Raw genomic sequence first — 24,255 nt, 5'->3', positions numbered from 1 at the left:
TTGTGTGAGCCTCCTTACTTAATCGTTGCGCTTCAGGAATGCCTCTACGTCTTCAAGCGACCGGGCATTCAGAACGTTTTTCGTTTCCGTCCATCCTTTGCGCGCGGCAGTAACGCCAGTTTTCATGTCGTCTAACATCTCAATATTATGGGCATCAGTATTAATCACCAATGTAACCCCTTGTTCGTTTGCTTTCAGTAAATGCTCTGTGCGCAGATCGAGGCGCGCAGGGTTAGCGTTGAGTTCAAGCGCCGTATTTGTTTTTTTCGCAAGATCAATCAGCTTATCAATATCGATTTCGTAACCGGTCCGTCTGCCGATCAGGCGTCCGGTCGGGTGTGCGATAATGTCAACATGTTTGTTTGTCAGTGCCGTCTCAAGCCGTTTCATAATCACGTGTTCCGGCTGATTAAAACTGGAATGAATTGATGCAATAACGATATCCATTTCCGCCAGCACATCGTCATCATAATCGAGCGTACCGTCAGGCAGGATATCCATCTCGACGCCTTTTAAGATACGAAAGTTTTCGAACTCAGCATTCAGCGCGTCAATTTCTTTTGCCTGCTGTTTAAGTCTTTCTGCAGTAAGCCCGTTGGCGACCTTTAAATATTGTGAGTGATCGGTGATCGCCATGTATTGATAGCCTTTTTTGATGCATGCTTCAGCCATCTCTCTGATCGAAAACGCACCATCGCTCCACGTTGAGTGCATATGGAGATCTCCCTTGATTTGCTCGGGCTCTATGAGTTCAATGCTATCGCTGTAGGTTTCCACTTCTTGACCGCTTTCACGAAGCTCCGGCGGAATCAGCGGCAGGCCGAAGTGCGCATAAAATTCACGTTCGCTCGGAAATGTTTTGATCTCTCCGGTTTCAACTGTCTCAACGCCGTATTCACTGATCCGCTCGCCGCGTTCTTTTGCAATTTGGCGCATCTTAATGTTGTGATCCTTTGATCCCGTAAAATGATGGAGTGTTGTCGGAAACTGCTCTTCCGTCACAAGACGGAAATCGACGCTCGTTTCATATTCAAAGGAAAGGATGACGGATACCTTTGTATCTCCGCTCGCGATCACGCTTTTGATGTTTGGCAGAGCAAGAAGCTGCTCTCTTACTTCAGCCGGCTGATCTGTAGCAATGATATAGTCCAGATCCTTCACCGTTTCCCGCGCTCTGCGAAGACTTCCGGCACGAGAAAATTTGATGATATGCGTAAATTGGGAAAGATGCTCCTCAATATCCCGCGCGATCCGGAGGGCGTACCCAATTGGGAACCGCTCAGGCTGTTTTCCGGCTTCCCCGAGCGCCTGTAATATTTTTTCTTCTGATTTTTTGCCAAAGCCCGCAAGACCTTGCACCTTTTGCTGTTCACAGGCTTCCTTCAGAGATTCTGCATCATGTACACCGAGTTCTTTATACAGCTTTGCGATTTTTTTGCCGCCGAGCCCCGGCAGCTTCAATAAAGGCACGAGTCCTTCCGGCACTTCTTTCTGCAGCGATTCGAGCGTGCTTGATTTTCCTTCATCTATATACTCTTTAATGACGCTGTACGTTCCTTTTCCAATGCCGGGCAGCGACATCATATCGTCCATTTCTGATAAGCTTCGGTCGTCCTGTTCCAGGGCTGCCGCTGCTTTTCGGAATGCGGATACTTTAAACGGGTTGTCCCCCTTTAGTTCCATATAGACTGCGATGGTTTCAAGCAGCCGGATAATATCTTTTTTATGCATACAATAACCCCCAGACGTTCACATATGTTTCCATCATACTCGAAAAAAACTTCTCCGGACAAGAGAAGTTTTTTATGCCCCGTACTGTGTCCACAGCTCTTCTAAAAGCCCTGACAAGTACGGTGTATGGTTAATGATCACATTTGCGAGAGACGATTGCCCCATCATTTGCTGCAACGCATCTACCGGCAGAACGGATGCGACATACAACAGCACAAATGTAAATAAATAGACTTCTAGAAAACCGAGAACGGCGCCCAGCAACTGGTTGATTTGTTTGATCACCGGAATGCCGGCGACAATACTCAAGAACGAGCCGATGATTCTCAGTAAGATTTTAGCGATGATAAATAAAACGATAAACGCAATCGCATTATAATAGGCCGCTTCTAAATTTCCCGTAAAAAAAGAAAGAGCCGGCTGCCCCGCTGAAAAGTCGGGTGCGGGAATCCACTTTAAATGCGGCGCCACATTTTTATAGAATAAAGCCGCAAAGGCGATCGATAAAATAAAGCTCGTCAAGCGGATAAACTGCAGGATAAAACCGCGTTTTAACCCCAGTAAAGTCCCCATCAGGAGCAAGATTAAGATGATGATATCTAGCATAGTTGTTCAATCCTTTTCTTTAAGCTGACGCTCCAGTTTTTCACATTTCTCTTGTAATTTGACATAATCGTGCACCACATTTACCGCTGTCAGCACTGCAAGTTTATTTATATCAAGGTATGGATTTTTTTCATTGATTTCTCTCATTTTATCATCAACAATTCCGGCGACATACCTCATATGGGCTCTGCTTTCTTCACCGACAATCGTGAAGTGCTGGCCGTAAATGTCAACGGTTGTTTTTGTTTTTTTGCCGTCAGACAACGTTTCTCCTCCATTCCGCGAGAATCCTAGTTCTTATCATAACACGTTTATTAAATGAATGGAAAGACGAGCCTCCCGCTGTTATGATACACTGGTATATACAGCGAAAAGTGTAAAAAAAGGAGATTATTACGTGTCCCATTCAGTGATAAAAGTATCGTTGTCTGCTATTGACCAAATGAAAATGACATACAGCGGTTCGCTTACCGCATCTGTTCCGCAGGGAGCCGTTTTTCAGGCGAAACCGCCCGGCTGTACCATTACAGCATATCAATCAGGCAAGGTCTTGTTTCAAGGCAAAAACGCAGCGGCAGAATCCGCGCGCTGGGGAACAGCTGAGCCTCAGGAAAAGAAAAAACCTGCCAAAAAGCCGGCTGATCCCCGCTATGCCCCTCCGGCGGATATCGCCGGCATGTCTGTTATCGGCTCTGACGAAGTCGGAACCGGGGATTACTTTGGCCCAATGACGGTTGTATGCGCGTACGTTGACAAAACTATGCTTCCTTTAATGAAGGAACTCGGTGTGAAGGATTCTAAGGATTTAAAGGATCCGCAAATCATCGAGATTGCCCGAAACCTGATTAAAACCATTCCGTACAGCCTGCTGGTTTTAAAGAATGAAAAGTATAACAGCATGCAGGAAAAAGGCATGAGCCAAGGGAAAATGAAAGCATTGCTGCACAATCAGGCGATCACCCATTTATTAAGGAAAATGGATGGAGTAAAACCTGAGGCGATTTTGATTGACCAATTTGCTGAGCCAGGCGTCTACTTCAATCATTTAAAGGGCAGAGACATTGTGAAGGAGCGGACCTATTTTAGCACAAAAGCTGAGGGTATTCACCTGGCTGTTGCTGCTGCTTCAATCATTGCAAGATATTCGTTTTTAATGGAAATGGATAAACTATCACGCGAGGCAGGAATGACGCTGCCGAAAGGAGCCGGACCGCACGTCGATGAAGCGGCCGCCAAGCTGATTCTCAAAAAAGGGGCATCTGCACTCAGAGCCTTTACAAAACTCCATTTCGCCAATACGCAAAAAGCGCAGCGTCTTGCGGATAAAAAACGTTCATAGAAAAAAGCTTGCAGATTTCTCTGCAAGCTTTTTTATCAGCCTCTTAAAACAGCTTGATATGTGTCTTCTAACGCCTTCAGCACTTTACTGTGCGCTTTTGTCACTTCTTCTTCAGTCAGTGTTTGTTCAGGATTAACATACTGGAGTGAGAAAGCGACTGACTTCTTGCCTTCCTCCATATGCTCTCCTTCGTATACGTCAAATACGGTTACCTCTTTCAGAAGCTTGCCGCCGGCCTCTTTAATGACGCTCTCGAGCTGGCCGCTTGTAACGGTTTTATCTGTTACAAGAGCGATATCACGTGTCACAGACGGATATTTCGGAATCGCCGTGTAAACAAGCGGTGCTGTTTCTGCAGCGAGCAACGCATGAAGATCAAGCTCAAAAACGTATGTTTCCTTTATATCCAGTTCTTTTTCCAATGAAGGATGGACTTGGCCGATAAAGCCGATCAGAGAACCATTCAGTAAAATGTTCGCTGTTCTGCCCGGGTGCAGCTGTTTGCGTTCAGACTGTACAAATTCAATGCTGTCTAGGACGTTGAGTTTGTCTAACAGCCCTTCCACAATACCTTTGACAACAAAGAAATCAACTGGTTTCTTCTCACCCTGCCATAGCTGCTTGCGCCATAATCCGGTAACAGCTCCTGCCACGCGTTCTGTTTCAACAGGTTTTGTGTCCTCTTCCTTCGTCAGGAAAACAGAGCCGACCTCGTACAGTGCAACTGAGTCAGTCTGTCTCGCGAGGTTGTAAGAAACAGAATCAAGCAGATTCGGAACAAGACTGTGTCTGAGAATGCTTCTTTCTTCACTCATAGGAAGCGCAAGCACAGTGTTCAGTGATTTTTCAATCGCAAACGCTGCCGCTTTCTTCTCATTTGTCAATGAGTAAGTGATGGCTTGGGATAAGCCTGCGCCTTCAAGGAAACGTCTGACTTTACGGCGTTTTGCCTGATATGGCGTTAATCCGCCTGTTGTTCCCGCTGTCTCAGGAAGCGTAGACGGAATGTTATCGTAGCCGTACAGTCTTGCCGCTTCTTCGATTAAATCCTCTTCTATTGTAATGTCGCCGCGGCGTGATGGGACGGTCACAACGAGAAGATCATCCGCTTCACCAACCGTAAAACCGAGACGTTTATAAATGCTGATCAGTTCTTCTTTGCTGATCGTCATGCCTAGAACGCTGCTCACTTTGTCAGCAGATACGTGAATGTTATTTGCTTCGATTGTCAGGTGATCTTCCTCAACCGTTCCAGCAAGCACCTCACCGCCGGCATACAAATGGATCAGCTGTGCAGCCCGTTCTGCTGCAAGACGTACACGCGCAGGATCAATTCCTTTTTCAAACCTTACGCTTGATTCACTTCTCAAACCAAGGTCTTTCGAAGCCTTGCGAACCGTCTGCCCGTTGAAATAAGCAGCCTCAAGCAAAATTGTTTTCGTATCTTCCTGAACCTCTGACTCTGCTCCTCCCATGACACCGGCAACGGCTTGCACTTTCGTTCCGTTTGTAATGACAAGGTGATCGGCAGACAGCTTACGTTCTTGATCATCAAGAGTGACGATCATTTCATTCTCAGCTGCTTTTCTTACTACGACTTCCTTAGAGCCAAATCTGTCATAATCAAACGCGTGAAGCGGCTGTCCGTATTCCAACAGGACAAAGTTTGTGATGTCAACAACGTTGTTGTGCGGACGAATGCCTGCATTCATCAGCTTTGTTTGCATCCAAAGAGGTGACGGAGCAATCGTGACATTTTTTATGATTTTTGCAGCATACAGCGGGTTCGCTTCCTGATCTTCGATTTTGACAGCAATGTAATCAGACGCTTGTTCTGAAGCAGCCGGGTAATCCGTTTGCGGAAGCTTTACCTCAGTGTCTAAAATCGCCGCAACCTCGAAAGCAACACCAAGCATGTTCATGGCATCCGCGCGGTTTGGTGTTAAGCCAAGCTCAAGAATCGCATCGTCAAGCTGTAAAGCAGCTAAAGCATCGCTTCCTGTTTCAGCGTCATTCGGGAATACGAAAATGCCTTCTGCATACTCCTTCGCCACAAGTTTGCTTTCAATCCCAAGCTCCTGTAAAGAACAGATCATGCCGTTTGATTCTTCACCGCGAAGCTTGGCTTTTTTGATTTTGAAATTGCCCGGCAGCACCGCTCCGACTGTTGCAACTGCGACTTTTTGTCCCTTATCCACATTCGGCGCGCCGCAAATGATTTGTACAGGGGCTTCAGCTCCGATATCCACAAGGCACTTATTCAGCTTATCAGCATTCGGGTGCTGCTCGCGCTCCAGCACATGGCCGATGACAACGCCTTTGATGCCTTCTCCTTTGTATTCAATTCCTTCAACCTCAATACCGGCTCTTGTAATTTTTTCAGCAAGAACAGCCGGGTCCATGCCTTTTAAATCAACATAATCCTCTAACCATTTATAAGAAACAAACATCCTTCATCCTCCTCTTACGCCTGTTTAAACTGCGAAATAAATCTGACATCGTTTGTATAGAAGTGGCGGATATCATCAATGCCGTATTTCAGCATTGCGATGCGCTCAACACCCATTCCGAATGCGAAGCCCTGATATTCCTTCGGATCAAAGCCAGCCATTTTAAGCACATTCGGGTGAACCATGCCGGCGCCGAGGATTTCGATCCAGCCTGTTCCTTTACATACTGAGCAGCCGTTTCCACCGCATTTAAAGCATGTCACATCCACTTCTACTGAAGGCTCAGTAAACGGGAAGAAGCTTGGGCGGAGTCTGATTTCGCGGTCTTGCCCGAACATTTTTTTCGCAACGAGTTCAAGCGTTCCTTTTAAATCACTCATGCTGATGTTTTTGTCAACGACAAGCCCTTCAATTTGCATAAATTGATGAGAGTGCGTCGCGTCATCGTTATCACGGCGATAAACTTTACCCGGGCAAATGATTTTAACAGGCCCTTTGCCTTCATGCTTTTCCATCGTCCGTGTTTGGACAGGAGAAGTTTGCGTTCTCATCAAAGTTTCCTCTGTGATGTAAAAGCTGTCCTGCATATCGCGCGCAGGGTGTTCTTTTGGCAGGTTGAGCGATTCGAAATTGTAGTAATCCGTTTCAACCTCTGGCCCTTCTTCGACTGTGTAGCCCATCCCGATAAATAAATCTTCAATTTCTTCAATGACAACAGTGAGCGGATGGCGGCCGCCGACTGCAACAGGATTCCCAGGCAGCGTGACGTCAATTGTCTGTCCCGTAAGCTTCTGCTTCATTTCCTCTTCTTCAAGCTTCTCGTTTTTGTCAGCAATCGCATTAGCGATACGCTCTCTTACTTCGTTCGCGAGCGCCCCCATTTTTGGACGTTCCTCTGCAGAAAGTTTGCCCATTCCGCGCAGCACTTCTGTAATCGGCCCTTTTTTTCCGAGATATTGCACCCGAATATCATTGACAACCTTTAATGAGCTTGCTGCTTCTACTTGTTCTATGGCTTCTTGTTCCAGCTGTTTTAGCTTTTCTTCCATTTTGCATCCTCCTTTTATGTAAACAAACCGTCATATGTCTTTAGAAAATAAAAAAAACCCGTCCCTTGTACAAGGGACGAGTTGTGGCCGCGGTACCACCCTTATTTCAGACAGACTGATGCTGTCGTCAGCTTCATTGACATAACGGAATCAGATTCCGGTTCACCTTTACGCGCAGTGTGCGCGGTCCCGGCGACAACTCAAGAGGTGAAGCCAATTTCCGGCTGCGTTAAAAATGCTCTCAGTCAGCGGCATTTTCTCCCTGGAAAGCAGTTGATCAGAAATTGAGGTCCTCTGTCACGGTTTTTAAAATATTATGTTCTATTATAGAGAAATCCAACGCTTGGCGCAACACTATCCTCGCAAGTGATACACGAGGATGGCAGCCGCAACCGCAACGTTTAATGATTCAGCCTGTCCGTAAAGCGGCACGTACAGGTTCAAATCCGTTTTTTCCAGCAATGCAGCATCCACCCCTGCGCCTTCATTTCCTACAATGAGCGCAAAGGATTCAGACCGAGGGATCTCCCGGTAAGGCGCTCCGTTTTGCAGCGCCGTGCCGTACACTTTTACGCCCTCTGCCTTCAATTCGTCCACATATGACTGCAGGTTTTTTCTCACAACAGGAATATGAAAGTGAGATCCTTGCGCAGACCGCAGTGTTTTTCCGTTAAAGGCGTCCGCCGTGCCGTCACCGAGTACAACCGCATCCAAACCGGCCGCATCAGCCGTTCGAATCATTGTGCCGAGGTTTCCCGGATCTTGAACAGCGTCAATCAGCAGCACCTTGCGTGCCGTTGCCAGCTGTTCTTCAGGCATATGGCATACAGCGGCAATCTGCTGCGGCGTTTCGGTTTCAGTAACAGTCGAAAACGCATCTTCACTCAGCACATAGCACTGGATACTCGCCTCAAGATCTGAAGGAATCTTTGTTTCATCCTTTACAAGAATTTCTTTCACCGTACCCGGGCTTTTCAGCGCCTCTTCAACGAGGTGTTCTCCCTCTATCAGAAATGTATTTGTTTTTGTTCGTTCTTTTTTTGTGTGAAGCTTCTTCCAATCCTTCACTTTTTGGTTTTTTGCTGATTCTATATGTTTCACTGTCTGTGCGGCGCTCCTTTTTTTAACATGATGTTATTATATCGCAAGAACAGCACATAATAAACCAGGTGCAGGGTTAGAATATACGTATTACATTTTAGGAAAAGGAGCGTTTTACATGGATCTTAATTTACGGCATGCCGTCATTGCCAACGTAACCGGCAATAATCAGGAGCAGCTTGAGCATACAATTGTAGATGCGATTCAAAGCGGGGAAGAAAAAATGCTTCCAGGGCTCGGCGTTTTATTTGAAGTCATTTGGCAGCACGCATCCGAAAGTGAGAAAAACGAAATGCTGAAAACGCTTGAAGGCGGACTAAAACCCGCCCAATAAGACATGAAACCGGGTGACTGCGCCCGGTTTTTTTCTTATATAATAAAAACATGATGAGGGGGAACGCCATGTTTTTACAGCCATTATTAGCAAAAAAAATTATTGCTGAAGTCAAAAAAATGTACGAACGTGAGGTCATTATCGTAAACACGGACGGCCTTATTATGGCGAGCACAAACGATGAGCGGGTCGGAGAATTTCATGAGGGAGCGCTTCTCTGCGCAAAAGAAAAACACAGCGTCATTATTACAAAGGAAGATGAAAAAAGGTTAAAAGGAGTAAAGGCAGGCATCAACCTCCCTGTATTTTCTGATCATGATGTGATCGCTGTCTTCGGGCTGACAGGTGAGCCGGCTGAGATTCAGCCTTACGGGGAGCTGCTTCGAAAAATGACAGAGCTGTTCATTAAGGAATCATGGCATTTAGAGCAGTCCCAGTGGCGTGAAAGAATGCTGGAGTCTTTTATGATCGATTGGCTGCAATTAAAAGAGTGGTCTTCGGGTTTTCTTGAGAAAGCTCAGCTTCTTGGTGTGGACCTTGCCTCCTGGCGTCAAATGATTCTGATTCAGGGGTATGAGTGGTCACCTCATGATATCGAGCAAATGGCACGTATCTGGAAATCCTCGTACCCTGCGGATTTGTTCATCAGGTGGGGAAATGAACGGATTTTGATTAATCACGAAGTGCCACAGCATGAACAAAGAGATCGGCTTTTACGGCAGATCCTTCACATTTGTTCGTTTGCAAATACCGCAAACAGCCAATTGGCAGCAGCTGGCGCCGGAAGGGCTGTTGCAAGCTCCAGCCTGTCAGAATCATACGAGCAAGCGGAAAAAGCGCTGGCTGTCAGCCTTAAGCGAAAAACGCCCATATTCGAAGAGGATCTGAAGCTTGATATGTGTCTGACGGAAATCAGCCCGGGGACCAGAAACGAATTTCCGCAAAGAGTATTCGGAGAGACGCTTCGGCATCAGGAACTAATGAGAACGATACGGACCTTCTTCCTACATGATTTGTCTTTGAAACAAACCGCAGAAGATATGCATATTCATATCAATACATTGCGTTATCGTCTGGCTAAGGCTGAACAGCTTACCGGTTTGCACTTTGACCGCACCGAGGACATCGTCACGATGTACGTCGCACTCTATTTTTTAGATCAAGATACAAAATAGAAAGAGTTTTAGCTTCATTTTTTGTATGTTTCTCCATGGAAAGCTTTGCTTTTTTTCTTTTACAATAGATTGAAAGCGTTTTTCAAAAGGGGGATTGTGGTGAAATGATCACAAAGGATGTAAAAGGACAGCTGATTCAAATCGTCGGACCCGAAAACTTTGATGACTCAAAAGCCGGCCGGCTCGTTTATTCTTATGATGCGACGCCGCAGTTTCAATCTATGCCTGAGGCCGTGATTGCGCCCAGGAATACAGATGAAGTTTCACAAATTTTAACGATTTGCAGAGAACATCGCGTGCCAATCGTTCCGAGAGGATCAGGGACAAACCTATGCGGCGGCACGTGCCCGACTGAAGGCGGACTTGTGCTTCTCTTTAAGCACATGAACAAGATTCTTGAGATTGATGAAGAAAATTTAACTGCCACAGTTCAGCCGGGCGTCATTACGTTGGATATGATCCGTGCAGTTGAAAGCAAAGGTTTATTTTATCCGCCCGATCCGAGTTCTATGAAAATATCAACAATCGGCGGAAACATCAATGAAAATTCCGGCGGGCTCCGCGGATTAAAATACGGCGTTACTCGCGACTATGTGATTGGTCTGGAGGTTGTGCTCGCAAATGGAGACATCATCCGCACCGGAGGAAAACTCGCGAAGGATGTGGCCGGATACGATCTGACGCGTCTTTTTGTCGGTTCAGAAGGAACACTCGGCATTGTGACAGAAGCCATCGTCAAACTTGTTCCAAAACCGGAAACCAAGAAGACGCTGCTTGCCCTTTATGAAAGCATCGATGCCGCTGCTCAAACGGTATCGGACATTATTTCCGCGAAAATGATACCCGCAACGCTTGAATTTCTGGACCAGCCTACACTATTGGTAATAGAGGATTATGCCAAAATCGGACTTCCGACAAGCGCAAAGGCAGTTCTGTTAATTGAACAAGACGGGCCGCTTGAAACCGTTGAACGGGATATGGAAAAGATTGAGGCGATCTGCAAAAAAGGCAACGCCGTTTCCGTTCAGACCGCACAAACGGAGGAGGAGGCATTCGCCCTGACTGAAGCACGGCGCTCTGCACTTTCTGCCCTTGCACGCCTCAAGCCGACGACGATTTTAGAGGATGCGACTGTTCCTCGCTCAGAAATCGCCAATATGGTTAAAGCGATTAATCATATAGCTGCTAAATACGATATTTCCATTTGCACCTTCGGCCACGCAGGAGACGGAAACCTCCATCCGACATGCACGACAGATATACGCAATGAAGATGAGATGGAGCGTGTCGAACAGGCTTTTGCCGAGATTTTTGAGAAAGCGATTGAACTTGGCGGCACGATAACCGGAGAGCACGGAGTCGGAGCCATGAAAGCGCCTTACTTGGAAATGAAGCTGAAAAAAGAAGGCATTGATGCGATGAAAGCGTTGAAAGCGGCATTTGATCCCCAGAACATATTAAATCCGGGCAAGGTGTTTGCAAAAGATGCCAGAAAACGTGTGGTGGCACAAAGATGACAACAGAAAAAGAAATGAAACAGATCCAAAATGAATTTAAAGAGCGTATGGATGAAGGTGAGTTATTAAATTGTATGCGCTGCGGATTTTGTCTCCCTTCCTGTCCGACCTATATCGAATCGGGATTTCAGGAAACACACTCCCCGCGCGGGCGTATCGCCTTAATGAAAGCCGTTGCGGACGGTATGATTGAACCGGATGATGATGTCGAACGTTCGCTGTCACTTTGCCTCGGCTGCCGAGCCTGTGAACCCGTATGCCCATCCGGCGTGAAATACGGTCAGCTGCTGGAGGAAGCCAGAGATATTATCCACCAAAATAAAAAACACTCGCTTGGCGCACGTGTCATGCGAAAGACGGCTTTTCACGAGCTGTTTCCGCACCAAAACCGAATGCGCGCAGCTGTAAGCCTTATCGGTTTGTATCAGCGGTCAGGACTGCAAACCGCTGTGCGAAAAACCGGTATGCTTCGCGTCCTGCCTGAGCATTTGCGGACGATGGAAGCTGTTCTTCCTGATATTCCAAAAAGCAAAGAAATGAACAATCGGCCTCGTTTCCTGCCGTCCATTGGCCCCATGAAAAAACGGGTCGCCTTTTTTTCAGGCTGCTTAATGGATACGATGTTTTTACCGACTAACAATGCCACATTGAAGCTGCTGCAGCTGGCGGGCTGCGACATTGCCATCCCGAGTGAACAGGCTTGCTGCGGGGCATTGCATGGGCATAGCGGTGAAAAAAACGCAGGGAAAGAGCTCGCGAAACAAAATATCGCTGCTTTCGAAGCATTAGACGTGGATGCAGTCATTACAAACGCAGGAGGATGCGGAGCCTTTCTTACCGAATATGATCATTTGCTGAAGGATGACCCGGAATGGTCGGAGCGGGCAGCCGTTTTTGTTCAAAAGCTGAAGGATTTTTCTTCTGTTTTGGTTGAACTCAATTTCCATCAAATGGACTTAGTGCTCGAGACGCCTCAGGTCGTTACCTATCAAGATTCATGCCACCTAAGAAATGTAATGCATACGTCGCTTGAGCCCCGCCAACTGCTCCAAAGCATCAAAGGGGCTGAATTCAAAGAAATGGAGAAAGCAGACAGCTGCTGCGGGTCAGCGGGAATTTACAATATCGTCGAAGCTGAAATGTCTATGAAAATACTGGACAGTAAGATGGCTGCCGTCAAAGCAACCGAAGCGATCCTCATTGTAACAGCAAATCCCGGCTGCCTGCTGCAGATGAAGCTTGGGATTGAACGCGAAGGACTAAGCGGTAAAGTCAGAGCCGTTCACCTGGCTGATTTGCTATTGGAAGCAGCCGGGCAGAGAACAACATGAGAAAGCCCAAAACAGAAATTGTTTTGGGCTTTTGTTCGTTATTCCATCGGACTGCAAATTTCGATATAATGTCCATCCGGATCTGCGATATAGGCGACCGTCTGCCCCCATGGTTTCACTTTCGGCTCCCCGATAATCGAGACGCCTTGTTCTCTCATCCTTTTAATGACAGTCTCTACATTTTCAGTAACAAACCCGATTTCAAATGTGTTTGAAGCTGATGTATCCGGAATGTCCAGCGCCGTGATGTCTCTGGCGCTTTCCCGCGTATTAAGCGCCAATATCGTAGACCCTGTTTCAAATTCGACATACGTGCCGTGTTCAGCACGAATCGGCAGTCCTAAAATATCGCGGTAAAAATGAACAGCCCGCTTGCTGTCTGACACGTATAGAATAAGATATTTCATTGATAGATTCATTGCCATCCCCCTCAGCATTTTCTATAGTCCTTCTAGCCCGGTATAGATGCTTCCATCCTTAAACTCGGATCTTTCCACATCTGTGCCCACTTTTTCACGGCCGCCACGATAATGATGAAGCCTAACACCAGCATGATGATAGATAATACGCCATTCAATACACTATATCCTGCTGCTTCAGGGTTAAGATATACATGGCGCACCATCCAATAGCCCGCATAGTTGACAGTGACATATAAATAGGCAAGCGGGATAAGACAGGTCAAAATGTATCGGCGTTTATCGGCGATTTTCAACACGATGGTCGCTCCGATAATCAGCCCTACTGACGCCATCAGCTGATTGGAAACGCCGAACAGCGCCCAAATGGAACCGATATCTCCTGAATACAGCAAGTACCCCCACATCAAACAGGCAAGCGCGCTGGCAAATACAGAACCCGGAATCCAGTCTGTTTTCTTCAGCGGTTTATACACCTCTCCGAAGAAATCTTGGATCAAATAACGGGCAACTCGTGTGCCGGCGTCAATCGCTGTTAAAATAAATACCGCTTCAAACATAATGACAAATTGGAAAAAGTATGAGGCCAAATGGCTGAAAAACGGCATTCCGGTAAAAATATAAGTCATACCCACCGCAAGCGTGACCGCTCCCCCAGTTCTTCCTTCTAGGTCCAAGCCGATTTCCCTGCTCAATTCAGGCAGATGTACGACATTCATGCCAAGCGTACGGAAAACCTCAGGCGTGCTGTTAATTGCGAAGTAATCAGCAGGCTGCAAGGCGGTTGCCGCAATCAGCGCCATGATGCCGACAAGACACTCAACAAGCATTGCGCCAAAGGCCACCGGCTTCATGTCACTCCATTTATTCAGCATTTTCGGTGTCGTTCCTGAGCCGACAAAGGCATGGAACCCAGAGATCGCCCCGCAGGCGATGGTTATTGAGATGAACGGCCAGACAGGTCCTGCCAGCACAGGCCCGCCGCCTTTTACGAATTCTGTAAACGCAGGAAACGGAATGGACGGATTGACGACAAACACACCAACAATCAAAGCGATAAAAACACCGATTTTCATAAAGCTGCTTAAATAATCACGCGGTGCGAGAAGCAGCCAAACAGGAAGTGCAGCGGCAAAAAACGCATAAACAGGGAGCGCGATTGCAAGCGTTTTCGTATCTAGTGTTAAAAAGTCACCGAGCGCGGTAGTCTGTACCCATGGGCCGATAAAGACTCCTGCCATTAAAAAGAGAAAACCGACCGTTGACGCGAGCTTTAAATTTCCCGTTTTCTTATAAAATAAGCCCACGCCCATCGCAATCGGAATCGTAATCCCTACCGCAAATGTCCCCCACGGATTGCGTTCAAGCGCGTGCAGCACGACCATCGAGAGACCCGCCATCGTAATCGTGATAATAAACAGCATGGAAAGTCCCGTACAAAAGCCGGCAACAGGGCCAAGCTCATCCTTCGCCACTTCCGACAGCGATTTTCCGTTTTTGCGCATTGATGCAAACAGCACAACAATATCATGGACGGCTCCCCCTATTACCGCCCCGATTAACAGCCACAATAGCCCCGGCAAATAGCCAAACTGCGCCGCCAGAATTGGTCCGACCAGCGGCCCGGCCGCTGCGATCGCGGCAAAATGGTGTCCGAACGAAACCCATTTATTTGTAGGCACATAGTCTTTCCCATCCTCAAGCACGTGAGCAGGTGTCGGCTTGTCATCATTTACTTTGAGAACCTTCACCATCATAAATGTTCCGTATAAACGATAGGCAATAGCCAAAATACACATTGACGCTATCACAATTGTAACCGCATTCATTTTCTCCCATCCCCTTTGCTGTTTTTCATAAATATATCATAATTTCATGGGGAAAAGCGGTCATTTTTTCCTATACAAAAAGCCGGCTGGGAAGGGCCGGCTTGAGGCAGTTAGTTTAGTTCAATGTCTCCAGATGTTGTACGAACTTTTAAACGGTTAGAGGGGCTATCACCTACATAACCTACAATACGGTGCTCTGATTTTTCTTTATACAAGATGTGATCGAGATTGGCCGCGGCATCACCTGAGTCTGCCTGAAAATCCACTGCCAAAGAAGCAGGTTCTTTCTGATACTCTACTGACACACTTCCACTCGTAGTGACGATGTCGACCTCTTCGTTCTGATGAGCCTGAAGAAGATCAATATCCCCGGAAGTTGTCTTATAGTTCACCTTTTCAGCTGTTGTGTGGCTGCTTTTTATTGATCCGCTTGTTGTCTTTACTTCACCTTGACCGAATGAATTTTGGTCAGTTTGAACATCTCCGCTCGTTGTTTTTAGCGTCAGCTCGTTTTCGATGCGTGTATGCTTCAGCTCAATATTTCCTGATGTAGAGTCAGCAGCTGATTGATCCGTTTGCGTATTTTCTATCAAAATATCGCCAGAGGTTGTCGTTACGGTTATCTCATCATACTTCTTTTCCGGAATCGTGATTGTGATTTTCATATCCTTTTCGCTGCCCCACGGTATAAAAGAGATGATATTCTCGCGTGCTATTTGATTGATTGTTAATGAATTGCCATCTTGTGTCACATCGAACAGCTTTTTGCTTTTATCACTGACTTGTCCTTCAGCAGCTACCTGAATATCATCCGTTTGCCCGCTTTTGACCTCTGCATTCATCGAACTCGTTGTTACCTCAATTTTTTTAATATCTTCAGGATCATATGTTTCGGCAGCTTTCACCTCTTCTCCTGTAAAATCCGAGGCAGCCGCAGAGATGACAGCTCCGATTACCCCGACTGCAAATACTGCGATCAATCCTATTATGATTTTTTTCATGTCTGCGCCCCCGTCACCAGCTTTAAATTATATCTGATATATCGCAAACTCATGCCATACAGCAGCTTGCCTAAATGCCACATCCCTATACACAAGAGCAGTCCCAGACTGCCAAACACGAGTGATAAAAAGAACTCCAGCATCATGTGCGTATTCATTTGAAACATCACCATGCCGACAAACATAATTGGTGATACAGAAAGTGCAAGCGCCGCCCCGCATAAACCCACGTACACTCCAAAAATGCCAATAGCTGGTCCCAGCACAAAAATCAAATTTAAGATGCTTATCGCTGCTGCTGAACATGCCATCTGAAAGAGGTTCTTCTTAGGGCGCTGCACTGCTGGAGCCGTTTCCGTGACATCTGGCACCAATTCCTTTGCTATTTGTTTTAGGGAGCCGAGTTCCCTGATGATGTCCGCTTCCGGCCTGCCTTCTTTCATCCCTTCTGTAATATGTTCTTCAAAATCAAATAAGATCTCATTCCGCTCTTCTTTAGAAAGCGGCTGTAACGCTTTACTTAACTCCTGTAAAAACTGTTCTTGATTCATCGTTCTCCTCCCCTTGCCGCATCAATGATTTGATTGACAGATGCTGTGAACTGATCCCATTCTGCCAGCAGCAGTTTCATTCGCATGAAACCAAGCTTTGACATCGTGTAATATTTTCTGGCAGGCCCTTCGGAAGACGGCGCCATATATGTTTCTAAATACTCTTCTTTCGTCAGTCTCCTGAGAAGAGGATATAAGGTGCCTTCAGCAATTACCATGTGCCTGGAAATGTTTTGAGAAAGCTCATATCCGTATTGGTCTTTTTCGGATATTAATACAAGCACACATAGCTCTAATGCTCCCTTTTTGAATTGAGCATTCATCATAAGATCCTCCCTGCGGCTGGTCAATTTTGTTTATTTTTCCCACCACTTATCTATATGGTAACATCCACTACTGAACATTACAAGGTACTGAATGATATCTACTGAGAAAAAAAGAAAAACCGGAGAGAAATCTCCGGCTTTGCTTCTCTTATGACTGTTTTTTCAGGCGGATCACATTCCAGGAAAGCGGCGTGAAATGAGCAGTTAAGCCGTTTTCGCTGACAGACGATGTTCCGTTGGAATGCGGGACGACATTTTTTCTGTTATGCTGGTTTGTCGCTTTGATATCCTGATGCTCAAGTACGATGTGCTCTGCGATTTGGTAGGATTCAAAGCCTCTGAGCGAAACCTCCGTCTCCATCTGATCCTCAGCCTTGTTTACCGCAAAAATAGTGAGGGTTTCTTCCTCTTCAGAGTACACAACAGCAGCATCAACATATGGCACATCAGTAAAATCAGAACAGTCGTACTTCGGAGAAGAAATAAGCGGTTTCAGTGACTCACCCCTTCCGTAAACAGAAGCATGCATGTATGGATAGAAAATCGGCTGTCTCCATGCTTCTCCGCCTTTTTCCGTCATGATCGGCGCGATGACATTTACAAGCTGCGCAAGACACGCGATTTTCACACGATCTGCGTGCTGCAGCATCGTAATGAGGAGCGAGCCAACTAATAAGGCATCTTCAAAATTGTAAATATCCTCTAAAATCGGACGCGCAGTGATCCATGGCTCGACTTTTTTATCAGCCTCATTTGAGTGATACCATACGTTCCATTCATCCAAAGAGAGATTGATGGTTTTCTTGCTGCGTGTTTTTGCTTTTACATAGTCACAGGTTGCGGCGACAGATTTAATGAAATGATCCAGATCCATGGAACGGGCCAAGTAGTTTGGAAGATTGTTATCCCGGTTTCCGTAGTAGGTGTGAAGAGAGATATAATCGACATGCTCGTACGTATGCTCCAGCACCTTCGCTTCCCAATCGATAAAGGTCGGCATGCCGCTGTTTGAGCTGCCGCAGGCAACAAGTTCAATTGATGGATCAACCCATTTCATGACCTTTGCCGTCTCTGCGGCTAGCCGTCCGTATTCATCAGCTGTTTTGTGGCCGATCTGCCACGGTCCATCCATTTCGTTTCCTAAGCACCATGTTTTAATGCCGTACGGCTGTTCATAGCCATGTGATCTTCTTAAATCACTCCAGTAAGAGCCTTTCGGATGGTTGCAATATTCAACGAGATTACGGGCGGCATCTAGGCCTCTTGTGCCGAGATTGACGGCCATATTGACCTCGGTGTTCACCTTTTTTGCCCAAGTTAAAAATTCATTTGTTCCCACTTCATTGGTTTCTGTCGTTTGCCATGCTAAATCAAGCCGTCTCGGGCGATTTTCGACAGGTCCGACACCGTCCTCCCAGTTGTATCCAGATAGAAAGTTTCCGCCCGGATAGCGGATGATCGGAACCTGTAATTCTTTGATCAGCGACTGGACATCTTTTCTAAACCCATCTTCATCCGCTTCAGGGTGATCAGGCTCATATATGCCTTCGTATACCGCACGCCCCATATGTTCGATAAACGATCCGTAAATCCGTTTATCTACTTCACCGATTTTATATTCTTTGTCTACAATCATTCGTGCTTTTTTCATCACACGTTTCCTCCTTCATTAACCTTTGACTCCCCCTACCGTCAGGCCGGAGATAAAGTATTTTTGGAAAAACAAGAAAATGATAATGACCGGCAAAATCGCAAATACCGAGCCGGAGATAAGCATGTCATAGTTGTTGCCATAAGGGCTCAGCAAGCTGGACAGCCCAATTGGAAGCGTAAACATTTCTTTCGACCGAAGCACAATCAGCGGCCACAAGAAATTGTTCCAGCTGTTTAAGGACTGAAGGATGATCATCGCGCCGAAAGCCGGTTTCATCAGCGGTGCCATAATCCTGAAAAAGATGCCAAATTCCGTACAGCCGTCCATCCTTGCAGAATCCAACAGATCTCTTGGAAGACCGAGCGCATATTGCCTAAAAAAGAATACGGCAACAGGTGAAACGATGAACGGCAATATGACACCCGTATATGAATCGATCAAGTGCAGCCCGACGGTAAGCTTAAACAGAGGAAGCATCATGACCTCCAGCGGAACCATCATGATAATCAGCACAAGAACAAAGATGATACTTCTGCCTTTAAAATTATAAACTGCAAGCCCATAACCGATCATCGAAGAAAAAAACAGGGTGAGCACCGTTGTGAAAAGCCCAAGTACAAGACTGTTAAAAAACCATTTGAAATAAATGCTGCCGCCGTTAAACAGAAATGTATAATTATCAAGACTCATTACTTTAGGATCAATGTCAAGATTCAGCCCCACACGCAAAAGCTCAGATGACGGCTTTAAGGATCCTAAAAGCAAACAGAAAATCGGAAAAATATACAATAGGCTCAGCATCATAAAAAACAGAGTCAGCGCAATTCTGTAAACGCTAAACTGAGGACTGTGCCGCAACATTTATCCCTCCCCCTTAAACGAGCCTGACAGCTTTAATGAAATCAGGCTGACAACAAGTATCACAATCAAAAGCACAATGCCGATGGCCGCTCCGTACCCCATTTCGTTGTAGGCAAGCCCCTGCTGATACAAATATCCGACAAGAGTCAGACCAATATTACCCGGGGAATTATTCTGCCAAAGCACGTAGCTTTCCTCAAACATTCTGAAGCCGCCGATAATGCTGATGGTCAGCACATATACGGTAACAGGCTTGAGAAACGGCAGCGTGATGTGCAGAAATTTTTTCATCGTATTCGCGCCGTCTATATCAGCGGCTTCGTACAGCTCTTTCGGCACATTTTGCAGGCCTGCTAAAAAGTAAAGGATGTTGATTCCCATCCATCTCCACGAAGCAAGCAGCACCATCAAAAACATGCCGGTATGTTCATTGTTCATCCAGTTCTGAGGTGATAGACCTAGTTTGAGTAGGATGGAATTGGCCAGAGACGTTTCCATTTCTCCGAAGATCAGCCGAAAAATGATCCCCGCGACAATGGTGGAGGTCAATGCCGGTATGAATAGCGCCGATTTAAATATATTTCTAAATTTGACCAGCTTTGAATTCAGGAATATGGCCAGAAGCAATGGGACAGGAATCAGCACGATCAGCGTCCAAAAGGTGTATTCCAGCGTATTCCAAAGGGCGGTATAGAACGTCGGGTTGTTTAGCGCTGTATAATTAGACAATCCGACAAACGACACCTCTCCCGGCAAAATTCTTTGAAAGCTCATGATGAAGACACTAATGATGGGGTATAGAAAAAATACGAGAAAGGATAAAACGAATGGCGCTGTAAACAGATAGGGCGCCGCTTTTTTCGAATAAAATAGATCTCGCCAGCCTGATTGTTTCGCAGCTGAAGGAACGGGATGAACCGTTCCCGTTTTCACAGGTTTCATGAGAACCTCCCCGCTTTCACTTTTTGAATGGGATTCTATTTCTGTTTCAGTTCACCTGCCGCTCTGTCCAAGGCTTGTTTAGGCGTTTTTTGCTGAGATTTAAGCGCGTCGAACAATACGCTTCTGTTGACAAGGTCTGAAGCCTTGGCAAAATCCTCATGTAAATAAATTGGATTGATTTCATCCTTGATATCGAGCAGCACGGAAAAAATGCCTGTTCCGTTTTGGAAGTAATCCGTGTATTTGTTTTTCTCTTTCAATTCCTTGGAGCTCCAAACATCCCAGCGAAGCGGGTCAAACCCTAGTACGCTCCAGAGCTTTTTGTTTCCTTCTTTAGAGCCCTTCGCAAAGGCTAAAAACTCTTTTGCTAACTCAACATGCTTGGCTTGCTTCGGCACAACGGTTGCCGTACCGCCCAAGCCTGCCGAGCGGTCGCCTCCCTCTTTCCATGCCGGGAGCGGCCTGATGGCAATCTTCCCTTTCAGATCAGGCATATAATCGATAAATCTTCCCATATACCAAATCGGCATGAGGACTGAAGCAGCTCCTCCTTGGTTCATAAAGCCGTAGTATTCTTCACTGTGATGCCCGCCGCCTGGAGCAGGAATCATCGTTTTATCATTGATCATGTCCTTTAAATACTGAAGTGTTTTTACGTTGGTGTCATTATTGAGGATCAGCTTGCCTTTTTTATCAAAATAACCTGAGTTTTGCTGTGAAATCATAGATAAGAACGTTCCGGAATCATTTGTTTCCACCGTTCCCATCGGCTTCCCGGTCACTTTGCGCACTTTCTGTCCGGCTTTATGGTAATCATCCCATGTTTTAATATCGTCAGGATTGACGCCGGCTTTTTTCATCACATCCATGTTATAAAACATGACCGTTGTCCCTACATGCGTATCGAGTCCGTAAAGCTTTCCGTTTTTGCTGTACAGGGTCAGCCGCGCCTCAACGAATTTATCGCGGTCCTTTTTAATCAGCGGAGTCAAGTCGGCAAGCGGTATGTCAGAGCCCTTCAAAAAGTTTGAAAAACGGGCCAATTCGACATCGGCAATATCAGGGACGCCTTCTCCCGCTATTAAGGAGATAGATAAGTTATCGTGCATTTGTCCATACGGATAAACGACCGTATTCAGCTTAATTTTGCGGTCAGGATATTTTTTGTTCCATTCCTTCACCATTTCCACATAAAACTGCTCATGAAGCCCGTTAAATGTCCAAAAGGTCAGCTCAGTTTCATCCGATTTGCCGGATGACTTTTCTACTGAACACCCGCCAACGAGTAATGTCAGCAGCATCATGAGCACAAGAAAACAGACAGTCATTTTTTTCATCTCGTTACCCCTTCCATTCGAGGTGCGGGCTATTCATATAGACCATGATTGATCAGCGTTTTGTTTTCATTGATGATTCTTAATCCGGTGCAGCGGTCTCTTAAGGTGTGCGCGTGTCTGAAGGCATTTTTGACGGAATCCTGCCCGACACCGATTTCGTCAAAATACGCAGGGCCTCCGGCTGATCTCAGCCAATCAGCGAGCACTTCCCCTTTCGGGAGTGTTTGATAAGCCGATTGGATGGCTTGCCGCCGGCTTGGTGAAAATTCGTTCAATCCCTCATCCTTAGCGAGCTTTCTGTATGTGTCAGTTAATAAAACAGCGGCACAGCCCACCTTTGCCCCATGAAGAATCTGAGGCCGTTTTTTCTCCATTAACTCCATCTCAATCCAATGTGAAATATGATGCTCGCCGCCTGATGCCGGACGGGAATGATCTAAGGCCAGCATGACAAGCCCCGATACGATTAAAGACTCCATCAAAACCCGTATGCCAGTTTCCGTTTTCATCGCGATGTCTTCTGTGTGTGCGATACAGGCGTCAAGCGCCTCCTGAACGATCTTAGCTCCTGCTGGCGAATAAGGCTCGCCGGCAAGATGCCGGGATATTTCCCAATCTGCTAAAGATGTTATTTTACCGAGCATGTCACCAAATCCAGCCGCCACCATTGATTGCGGTGCCGCTTTTAATAGATCCAGATCAGCGAACAGCGCAGATGGGGCCTTCGTTTGAATGGTTGTTTTCGTGCCGTATAAAATAATCGGCGCCCCGGCTGATGTAAAACCGTCTACAGATGGAGCAGTCGGATAAGAAATAAACGGCAAATCTCTCTGAAACGCCGCAAAGCGGACGATATCATGAATCGTGCCCGAACCGACTGCAATCATGACATCCGTTGTTTGTTTCGTATGGATCAGCGCATGAATGAGTGATCGTTCATCAGCTGTCACATCTCCGGCTTCATTTTCTGGAATGATCAGGCACTCGGCCTGAAATCCTTCTTGATTCAGTCGGTTTTCCAAATCCATTCCTGCAATGCGGTGTGTATTCGCGTCGCAAACAAGGACAATATGTTTGTTGTTTTTTCGTTTTACATAATCCAAAAGCGAATCAGCTGCTTGTTTACCGAGAACAATTTCTTCAACTTCTATAGGAGACGTCTCTTCTCCGGCGTGTTCAAAAGCACGCTGAACGTCAGCTGCGATACGATTCATATCAGAATCCCCTCCTCAGCCAATTTGGTTACATCCTCTATGGACTCCAGCACATAATCCGGCTTATACAAACGCTGTTCTCCCGGTTTCGCAGAACCAGTAAGCACTAAGGCGCTTTTCATGCCATAAAGCTTTCCCATTGCAATATCAGATTCAATGCTGTCTCCTATAATCATGCATTCATGTGCGGACAGCCCCATTGCTGTACAGGCAGCCTCCGCCATCAGCCATGACGGCTTTCCGACAACAAGTTCAGTCTTCGCTTGAGCTGAAGCCTCTATCGCCCCAATCATTCCGGCAACATCAATGGCATTTCCGTCTTCGTTCGGAAAAGAGCGGTCTTTGTTTGTAGCAATGATACGAGCGCCGCCGGCAGCCGCTTGAAAGGCTTGATTTAAATCGTCGTACGTGAGCGTTTCATGAAGGGAGATCACGAGCCAATCCGCTTCCTTCGGTTCGTTCGCACGCTGCACACCGGCCAGTCTCAGCTCGTCAACCAAACCCTGTTCTCCAAGCATCCATACCTTTGAAAAACGATAATGTTTTTTCAGAAAGGCTGCCGTTACACTAGACGACAGAACAATGTCGTTTACATCCGCTTCAATCCCCGCTCCAAGAAGTTTTTTTCTGCACATGGCACGGGAGATATTCCCCCGATTGCTTAAAAAGACAATTTTCTTCCCCATTCCCCGAAGTGTATGGATCGCTTCTCTTGCCCCTTCAATCAATTCTTTTCCTCTGAATATAGTACCGTCCAAGTCAATCAGAATGCCGGCCGGTGACACAGCGAAATCATGACTGGCCATAATACGCACTTGCTCCGTGTTTTCGATAAAAATGCTTTTCATGCAGGACTGTATTGATTGGGGTTACATCCTTGTTCAGCATAATGGAGTGGTAGGCCATTTCGGCAACCGTTTCTAATACAACTGCGTTATGAATGGCATTTAAGGCGTCAGTGCCCCAGCAGAACGGTCCGTGATTGTTCACGAGCACACCCGGCACCTGTTCGTAGTTATGATGCTGAAAGGTTTCCGCTATGACTTTTCCTGTATTCAGCTCGTAGTCATGAATGATTTCTTCATCGTACATTTCTCTAGTACACGGAATCGCACTGTCAAAATAATCAGCATGGGTCGTGCCTAACGGAGGGATGTCTCTGCCCGATTGCGCCCAGCTTGTCGCCCATTGAGAATGGGTATGGACTATTCCCCCGATATTCGGAAAGGCTTTATATAAATAAACATGGGTAGGTGTATCTGAAGAAGGCTTAAGCGAGCCTTCGACGACTTCTCCTTCAAGGTTCAAAACAACCAAGTCATCTGCTGTCAGGTCGCTGTATTCGACTCCGCTAGGTTTGATGACAATTCTTTCTTTTTCACGGTCAATGCCGCTGACATTTCCCCACGTAAAGGTTACCAGCTGATGCTCTTGAAGCTTCAGGTTGGCAGCCAGCACTTCTTTTTTTAATGTTTCAAGCATGCTCCA

General features: G+C 46.3%; 24 protein-coding genes and 1 pseudogene. 6 read left to right on the top strand and 19 right to left on the bottom strand.

Annotation, left to right across the window (positions count from 1 at the left end; translation table 11 throughout):
• Nucleotides 1-18 precede the first annotated feature (18 nt).
• The 3 genes from polX to zapA all read right to left on the bottom strand — a co-directional run bounded on the left by polX (nt 19) and on the right by zapA (nt 2,601).
• Nucleotides 19-1,731, bottom strand: a complete 1,713-nt coding sequence (gene polX, locus BLL41_RS05685; RefSeq protein WP_071577095.1) for a DNA polymerase/3'-5' exonuclease PolX — start codon at nt 1,729-1,731, stop codon at nt 19-21.
• A 72-nt stretch (nt 1,732-1,803) separates the two neighbouring features.
• Nucleotides 1,804-2,337: a CvpA family protein gene (locus BLL41_RS05680; protein ID WP_014664899.1), complete on the bottom strand. Its 534-nt coding sequence runs from the start codon at nt 2,335-2,337 to the stop codon at nt 1,804-1,806.
• Nucleotides 2,338-2,343: 6 nt separating this feature from the next.
• Entirely contained in the window at nt 2,344-2,601 is a 258-nt protein-coding gene (gene zapA / locus BLL41_RS05675; RefSeq protein ID WP_003229534.1) for a cell division protein ZapA, read from the bottom strand.
• Between the two features lie 133 nt (nt 2,602-2,734).
• On the opposite strand from zapA, the gene rnhC reads away from it, so the two are divergent.
• Complete coding sequence (gene rnhC, locus BLL41_RS05670) at nt 2,735-3,676, top strand: ribonuclease HIII (RefSeq protein ID WP_071577094.1); 942 nt, start codon at nt 2,735-2,737, stop codon at nt 3,674-3,676.
• Nucleotides 3,677-3,711: 35 nt separating this feature from the next.
• Here rnhC and pheT read toward each other — a convergent pair whose 3' ends face one another.
• Together pheT and pheS are read right to left on the bottom strand one after the other, a co-directional pair.
• Entirely contained in the window at nt 3,712-6,126 is a 2,415-nt protein-coding gene (pheT, locus tag BLL41_RS05665; RefSeq protein ID WP_071577093.1) for a phenylalanine--tRNA ligase subunit beta, read from the bottom strand.
• A 14-nt stretch (nt 6,127-6,140) separates the two neighbouring features.
• Nucleotides 6,141-7,175, bottom strand: coding sequence for a phenylalanine--tRNA ligase subunit alpha (gene pheS, locus BLL41_RS05660; protein ID WP_071577092.1), 1,035 nt, complete (start codon nt 7,173-7,175; stop codon nt 6,141-6,143).
• A gap of 81 nt (nt 7,176-7,256) precedes the next feature.
• On the opposite strand from pheS, the gene BLL41_RS05655 reads away from it, so the two are divergent.
• Nucleotides 7,257-7,463: a hypothetical protein gene (locus BLL41_RS05655; protein ID WP_071577091.1), complete on the top strand. Its 207-nt coding sequence runs from the start codon at nt 7,257-7,259 to the stop codon at nt 7,461-7,463.
• Between the two features lie 66 nt (nt 7,464-7,529).
• On the opposite strand, the gene BLL41_RS05650 is transcribed toward BLL41_RS05655, so the two are convergent.
• Nucleotides 7,530-8,276: a TrmH family RNA methyltransferase gene (locus tag BLL41_RS05650; protein ID WP_071577090.1), complete on the bottom strand. Its 747-nt coding sequence runs from the start codon at nt 8,274-8,276 to the stop codon at nt 7,530-7,532.
• 118 nt (nt 8,277-8,394) lie between these two features.
• Here BLL41_RS05650 and sspI point away from each other — a divergent pair, with 118 nt between their 5' ends.
• The 4 genes from sspI to BLL41_RS05630 all read left to right on the top strand — a co-directional run bounded on the left by sspI (nt 8,395) and on the right by BLL41_RS05630 (nt 12,633).
• Nucleotides 8,395-8,610: a small acid-soluble spore protein SspI gene (sspI, locus tag BLL41_RS05645; RefSeq protein WP_003222464.1), complete on the top strand. Its 216-nt coding sequence runs from the start codon at nt 8,395-8,397 to the stop codon at nt 8,608-8,610.
• A 68-nt stretch (nt 8,611-8,678) separates the two neighbouring features.
• Nucleotides 8,679-9,785: a CdaR family transcriptional regulator gene (locus tag BLL41_RS05640; RefSeq protein WP_071577089.1), complete on the top strand. Its 1,107-nt coding sequence runs from the start codon at nt 8,679-8,681 to the stop codon at nt 9,783-9,785.
• 104 nt (nt 9,786-9,889) lie between these two features.
• Nucleotides 9,890-11,302 (top strand): glycolate oxidase subunit GlcD, encoded by a 1,413-nt coding sequence (glcD, locus tag BLL41_RS05635; RefSeq protein WP_071577088.1) that lies wholly within the window; start codon nt 9,890-9,892, stop codon nt 11,300-11,302.
• Nucleotides 11,299-12,633: a (Fe-S)-binding protein gene (locus tag BLL41_RS05630; RefSeq protein WP_071577087.1), complete on the top strand. Its 1,335-nt coding sequence runs from the start codon at nt 11,299-11,301 to the stop codon at nt 12,631-12,633. Before glcD ends, BLL41_RS05630 begins: the two co-directional genes overlap by 4 nt.
• Before the next feature lie 38 nt (nt 12,634-12,671).
• Here BLL41_RS05630 and BLL41_RS05625 read toward each other — a convergent pair whose 3' ends face one another.
• From BLL41_RS05625 to araD, 13 genes and pseudogenes are all read right to left on the bottom strand, one after another.
• The gene (locus tag BLL41_RS05625; protein WP_256252390.1) at nt 12,672-13,040 is read right to left on the bottom strand and encodes a VOC family protein; all 369 of its coding nucleotides are present in this window, start codon (nt 13,038-13,040) and stop codon (nt 12,672-12,674) included.
• Nucleotides 12,955-13,142 (bottom strand): annotated as a pseudogene (locus BLL41_RS22975) (hypothetical protein). Before BLL41_RS22975 ends, BLL41_RS05625 begins: the two are co-directional and overlap by 86 nt.
• The gene (gene cstA, locus BLL41_RS05615; protein ID WP_071577085.1) at nt 13,085-14,881 is read right to left on the bottom strand and encodes a carbon starvation protein CstA; all 1,797 of its coding nucleotides are present in this window, start codon (nt 14,879-14,881) and stop codon (nt 13,085-13,087) included. The pseudogene BLL41_RS22975 and the gene cstA overlap by 58 nt, the downstream one beginning before the upstream one ends.
• Before the next feature lie 110 nt (nt 14,882-14,991).
• Complete coding sequence (locus BLL41_RS05610; RefSeq protein ID WP_071577084.1) at nt 14,992-15,882, bottom strand: DUF4097 family beta strand repeat-containing protein; 891 nt, start codon at nt 15,880-15,882, stop codon at nt 14,992-14,994.
• The gene (locus BLL41_RS05605; protein ID WP_071577083.1) at nt 15,879-16,433 is read right to left on the bottom strand and encodes an HAAS signaling domain-containing protein; all 555 of its coding nucleotides are present in this window, start codon (nt 16,431-16,433) and stop codon (nt 15,879-15,881) included. The genes BLL41_RS05610 and BLL41_RS05605 overlap by 4 nt, the downstream gene beginning before the upstream one ends.
• The gene (locus BLL41_RS05600; RefSeq protein WP_071577082.1) at nt 16,430-16,756 is read right to left on the bottom strand and encodes a PadR family transcriptional regulator; all 327 of its coding nucleotides are present in this window, start codon (nt 16,754-16,756) and stop codon (nt 16,430-16,432) included. Before BLL41_RS05600 ends, BLL41_RS05605 begins: the two co-directional genes overlap by 4 nt.
• A 151-nt stretch (nt 16,757-16,907) precedes the next feature.
• Nucleotides 16,908-18,410, bottom strand: a complete 1,503-nt coding sequence (gene abfA, locus BLL41_RS05595; RefSeq protein ID WP_071577081.1) for an alpha-L-arabinofuranosidase AbfA — start codon at nt 18,408-18,410, stop codon at nt 16,908-16,910.
• A gap of 18 nt (nt 18,411-18,428) precedes the next feature.
• Complete coding sequence (gene araQ / locus BLL41_RS05590; RefSeq protein WP_071577080.1) at nt 18,429-19,274, bottom strand: arabinooligosaccharides ABC transporter permease AraQ; 846 nt, start codon at nt 19,272-19,274, stop codon at nt 18,429-18,431.
• Nucleotides 19,275-20,216, bottom strand: coding sequence for an arabinooligosaccharides ABC transporter permease AraP (gene araP, locus BLL41_RS05585; protein ID WP_071577079.1), 942 nt, complete (start codon nt 20,214-20,216; stop codon nt 19,275-19,277). It abuts the gene before it with no gap.
• A 35-nt stretch (nt 20,217-20,251) separates the two neighbouring features.
• Entirely contained in the window at nt 20,252-21,553 is a 1,302-nt protein-coding gene (gene araN / locus BLL41_RS05580; protein WP_071577078.1) for an arabinooligosaccharides ABC transporter substrate-binding protein AraN, read from the bottom strand.
• 29 nt (nt 21,554-21,582) lie between these two features.
• Nucleotides 21,583-22,767: a sn-glycerol-1-phosphate dehydrogenase gene (gene egsA, locus BLL41_RS05575; protein WP_071577077.1), complete on the bottom strand. Its 1,185-nt coding sequence runs from the start codon at nt 22,765-22,767 to the stop codon at nt 21,583-21,585.
• Nucleotides 22,764-23,582, bottom strand: coding sequence for a sugar-phosphatase AraL (gene araL, locus BLL41_RS05570; RefSeq protein WP_083427950.1), 819 nt, complete (start codon nt 23,580-23,582; stop codon nt 22,764-22,766). The genes egsA and araL overlap by 4 nt, the downstream gene beginning before the upstream one ends.
• A complete protein-coding gene (gene araD, locus BLL41_RS05565; protein WP_071577075.1) occupies nt 23,560-24,249 on the bottom strand; it encodes an L-ribulose-5-phosphate 4-epimerase in 690 nt (229 codons plus the stop codon). The genes araL and araD overlap by 23 nt, the downstream gene beginning before the upstream one ends.
• Between the last annotated feature and the right edge of the window lie 6 nt (nt 24,250-24,255).

It is taken from the genome of Bacillus sp. FMQ74 (genome assembly GCF_001875785.1).
GTDB lineage: Bacteria > Bacillota > Bacilli > Bacillales > Bacillaceae > Bacillus > Bacillus stercoris.
This window is presented reverse-complemented; position numbering and strand designations above follow the sequence as displayed.

Bases quoted from the DNA above. Each gene is read 5' to 3' on its own strand.
- polX (WP_071577095.1), bottom strand. From the start codon at position 1,731: ATGCATAAAAAAGATATTATCCGGCTGCTTGAAACCATCGCAGTCTAT.
- BLL41_RS05680 (WP_014664899.1), bottom strand. From the start codon at position 2,337: ATGCTAGATATCATCATCTTAATCTTGCTCCTGATGGGGACTTTACTG.
- pheT (WP_071577093.1), bottom strand. From the start codon at position 6,126: ATGTTTGTTTCTTATAAATGGTTAGAGGATTATGTTGATTTAAAAGGC.
- pheS (WP_071577092.1), bottom strand. From the start codon at position 7,175: ATGGAAGAAAAGCTAAAACAGCTGGAACAAGAAGCCATAGAACAAGTA.
- sspI (WP_003222464.1), top strand. From the start codon at position 8,395: ATGGATCTTAATTTACGGCATGCCGTCATTGCCAACGTAACCGGCAAT.
- BLL41_RS05640 (WP_071577089.1), top strand. From the start codon at position 8,679: ATGTTTTTACAGCCATTATTAGCAAAAAAAATTATTGCTGAAGTCAAA.
- glcD (WP_071577088.1), top strand. From the start codon at position 9,890: ATGATCACAAAGGATGTAAAAGGACAGCTGATTCAAATCGTCGGACCC.
- BLL41_RS05630 (WP_071577087.1), top strand. From the start codon at position 11,299: ATGACAACAGAAAAAGAAATGAAACAGATCCAAAATGAATTTAAAGAG.
- BLL41_RS05625 (WP_256252390.1), bottom strand. From the start codon at position 13,040: ATGAAATATCTTATTCTATACGTGTCAGACAGCAAGCGGGCTGTTCAT.
- cstA (WP_071577085.1), bottom strand. From the start codon at position 14,881: ATGAATGCGGTTACAATTGTGATAGCGTCAATGTGTATTTTGGCTATT.
- BLL41_RS05610 (WP_071577084.1), bottom strand. From the start codon at position 15,882: ATGAAAAAAATCATAATAGGATTGATCGCAGTATTTGCAGTCGGGGTA.
- BLL41_RS05605 (WP_071577083.1), bottom strand. From the start codon at position 16,433: ATGAATCAAGAACAGTTTTTACAGGAGTTAAGTAAAGCGTTACAGCCG.
- BLL41_RS05600 (WP_071577082.1), bottom strand. From the start codon at position 16,756: ATGAATGCTCAATTCAAAAAGGGAGCATTAGAGCTATGTGTGCTTGTA.
- abfA (WP_071577081.1), bottom strand. From the start codon at position 18,410: ATGAAAAAAGCACGAATGATTGTAGACAAAGAATATAAAATCGGTGAA.
- araQ (WP_071577080.1), bottom strand. From the start codon at position 19,274: ATGTTGCGGCACAGTCCTCAGTTTAGCGTTTACAGAATTGCGCTGACT.
- araP (WP_071577079.1), bottom strand. From the start codon at position 20,216: ATGAAACCTGTGAAAACGGGAACGGTTCATCCCGTTCCTTCAGCTGCG.
- araN (WP_071577078.1), bottom strand. From the start codon at position 21,553: ATGAAAAAAATGACTGTCTGTTTTCTTGTGCTCATGATGCTGCTGACA.
- egsA (WP_071577077.1), bottom strand. From the start codon at position 22,767: ATGAATCGTATCGCAGCTGACGTTCAGCGTGCTTTTGAACACGCCGGA.
- araD (WP_071577075.1), bottom strand. From the start codon at position 24,249: ATGCTTGAAACATTAAAAAAAGAAGTGCTGGCTGCCAACCTGAAGCTT.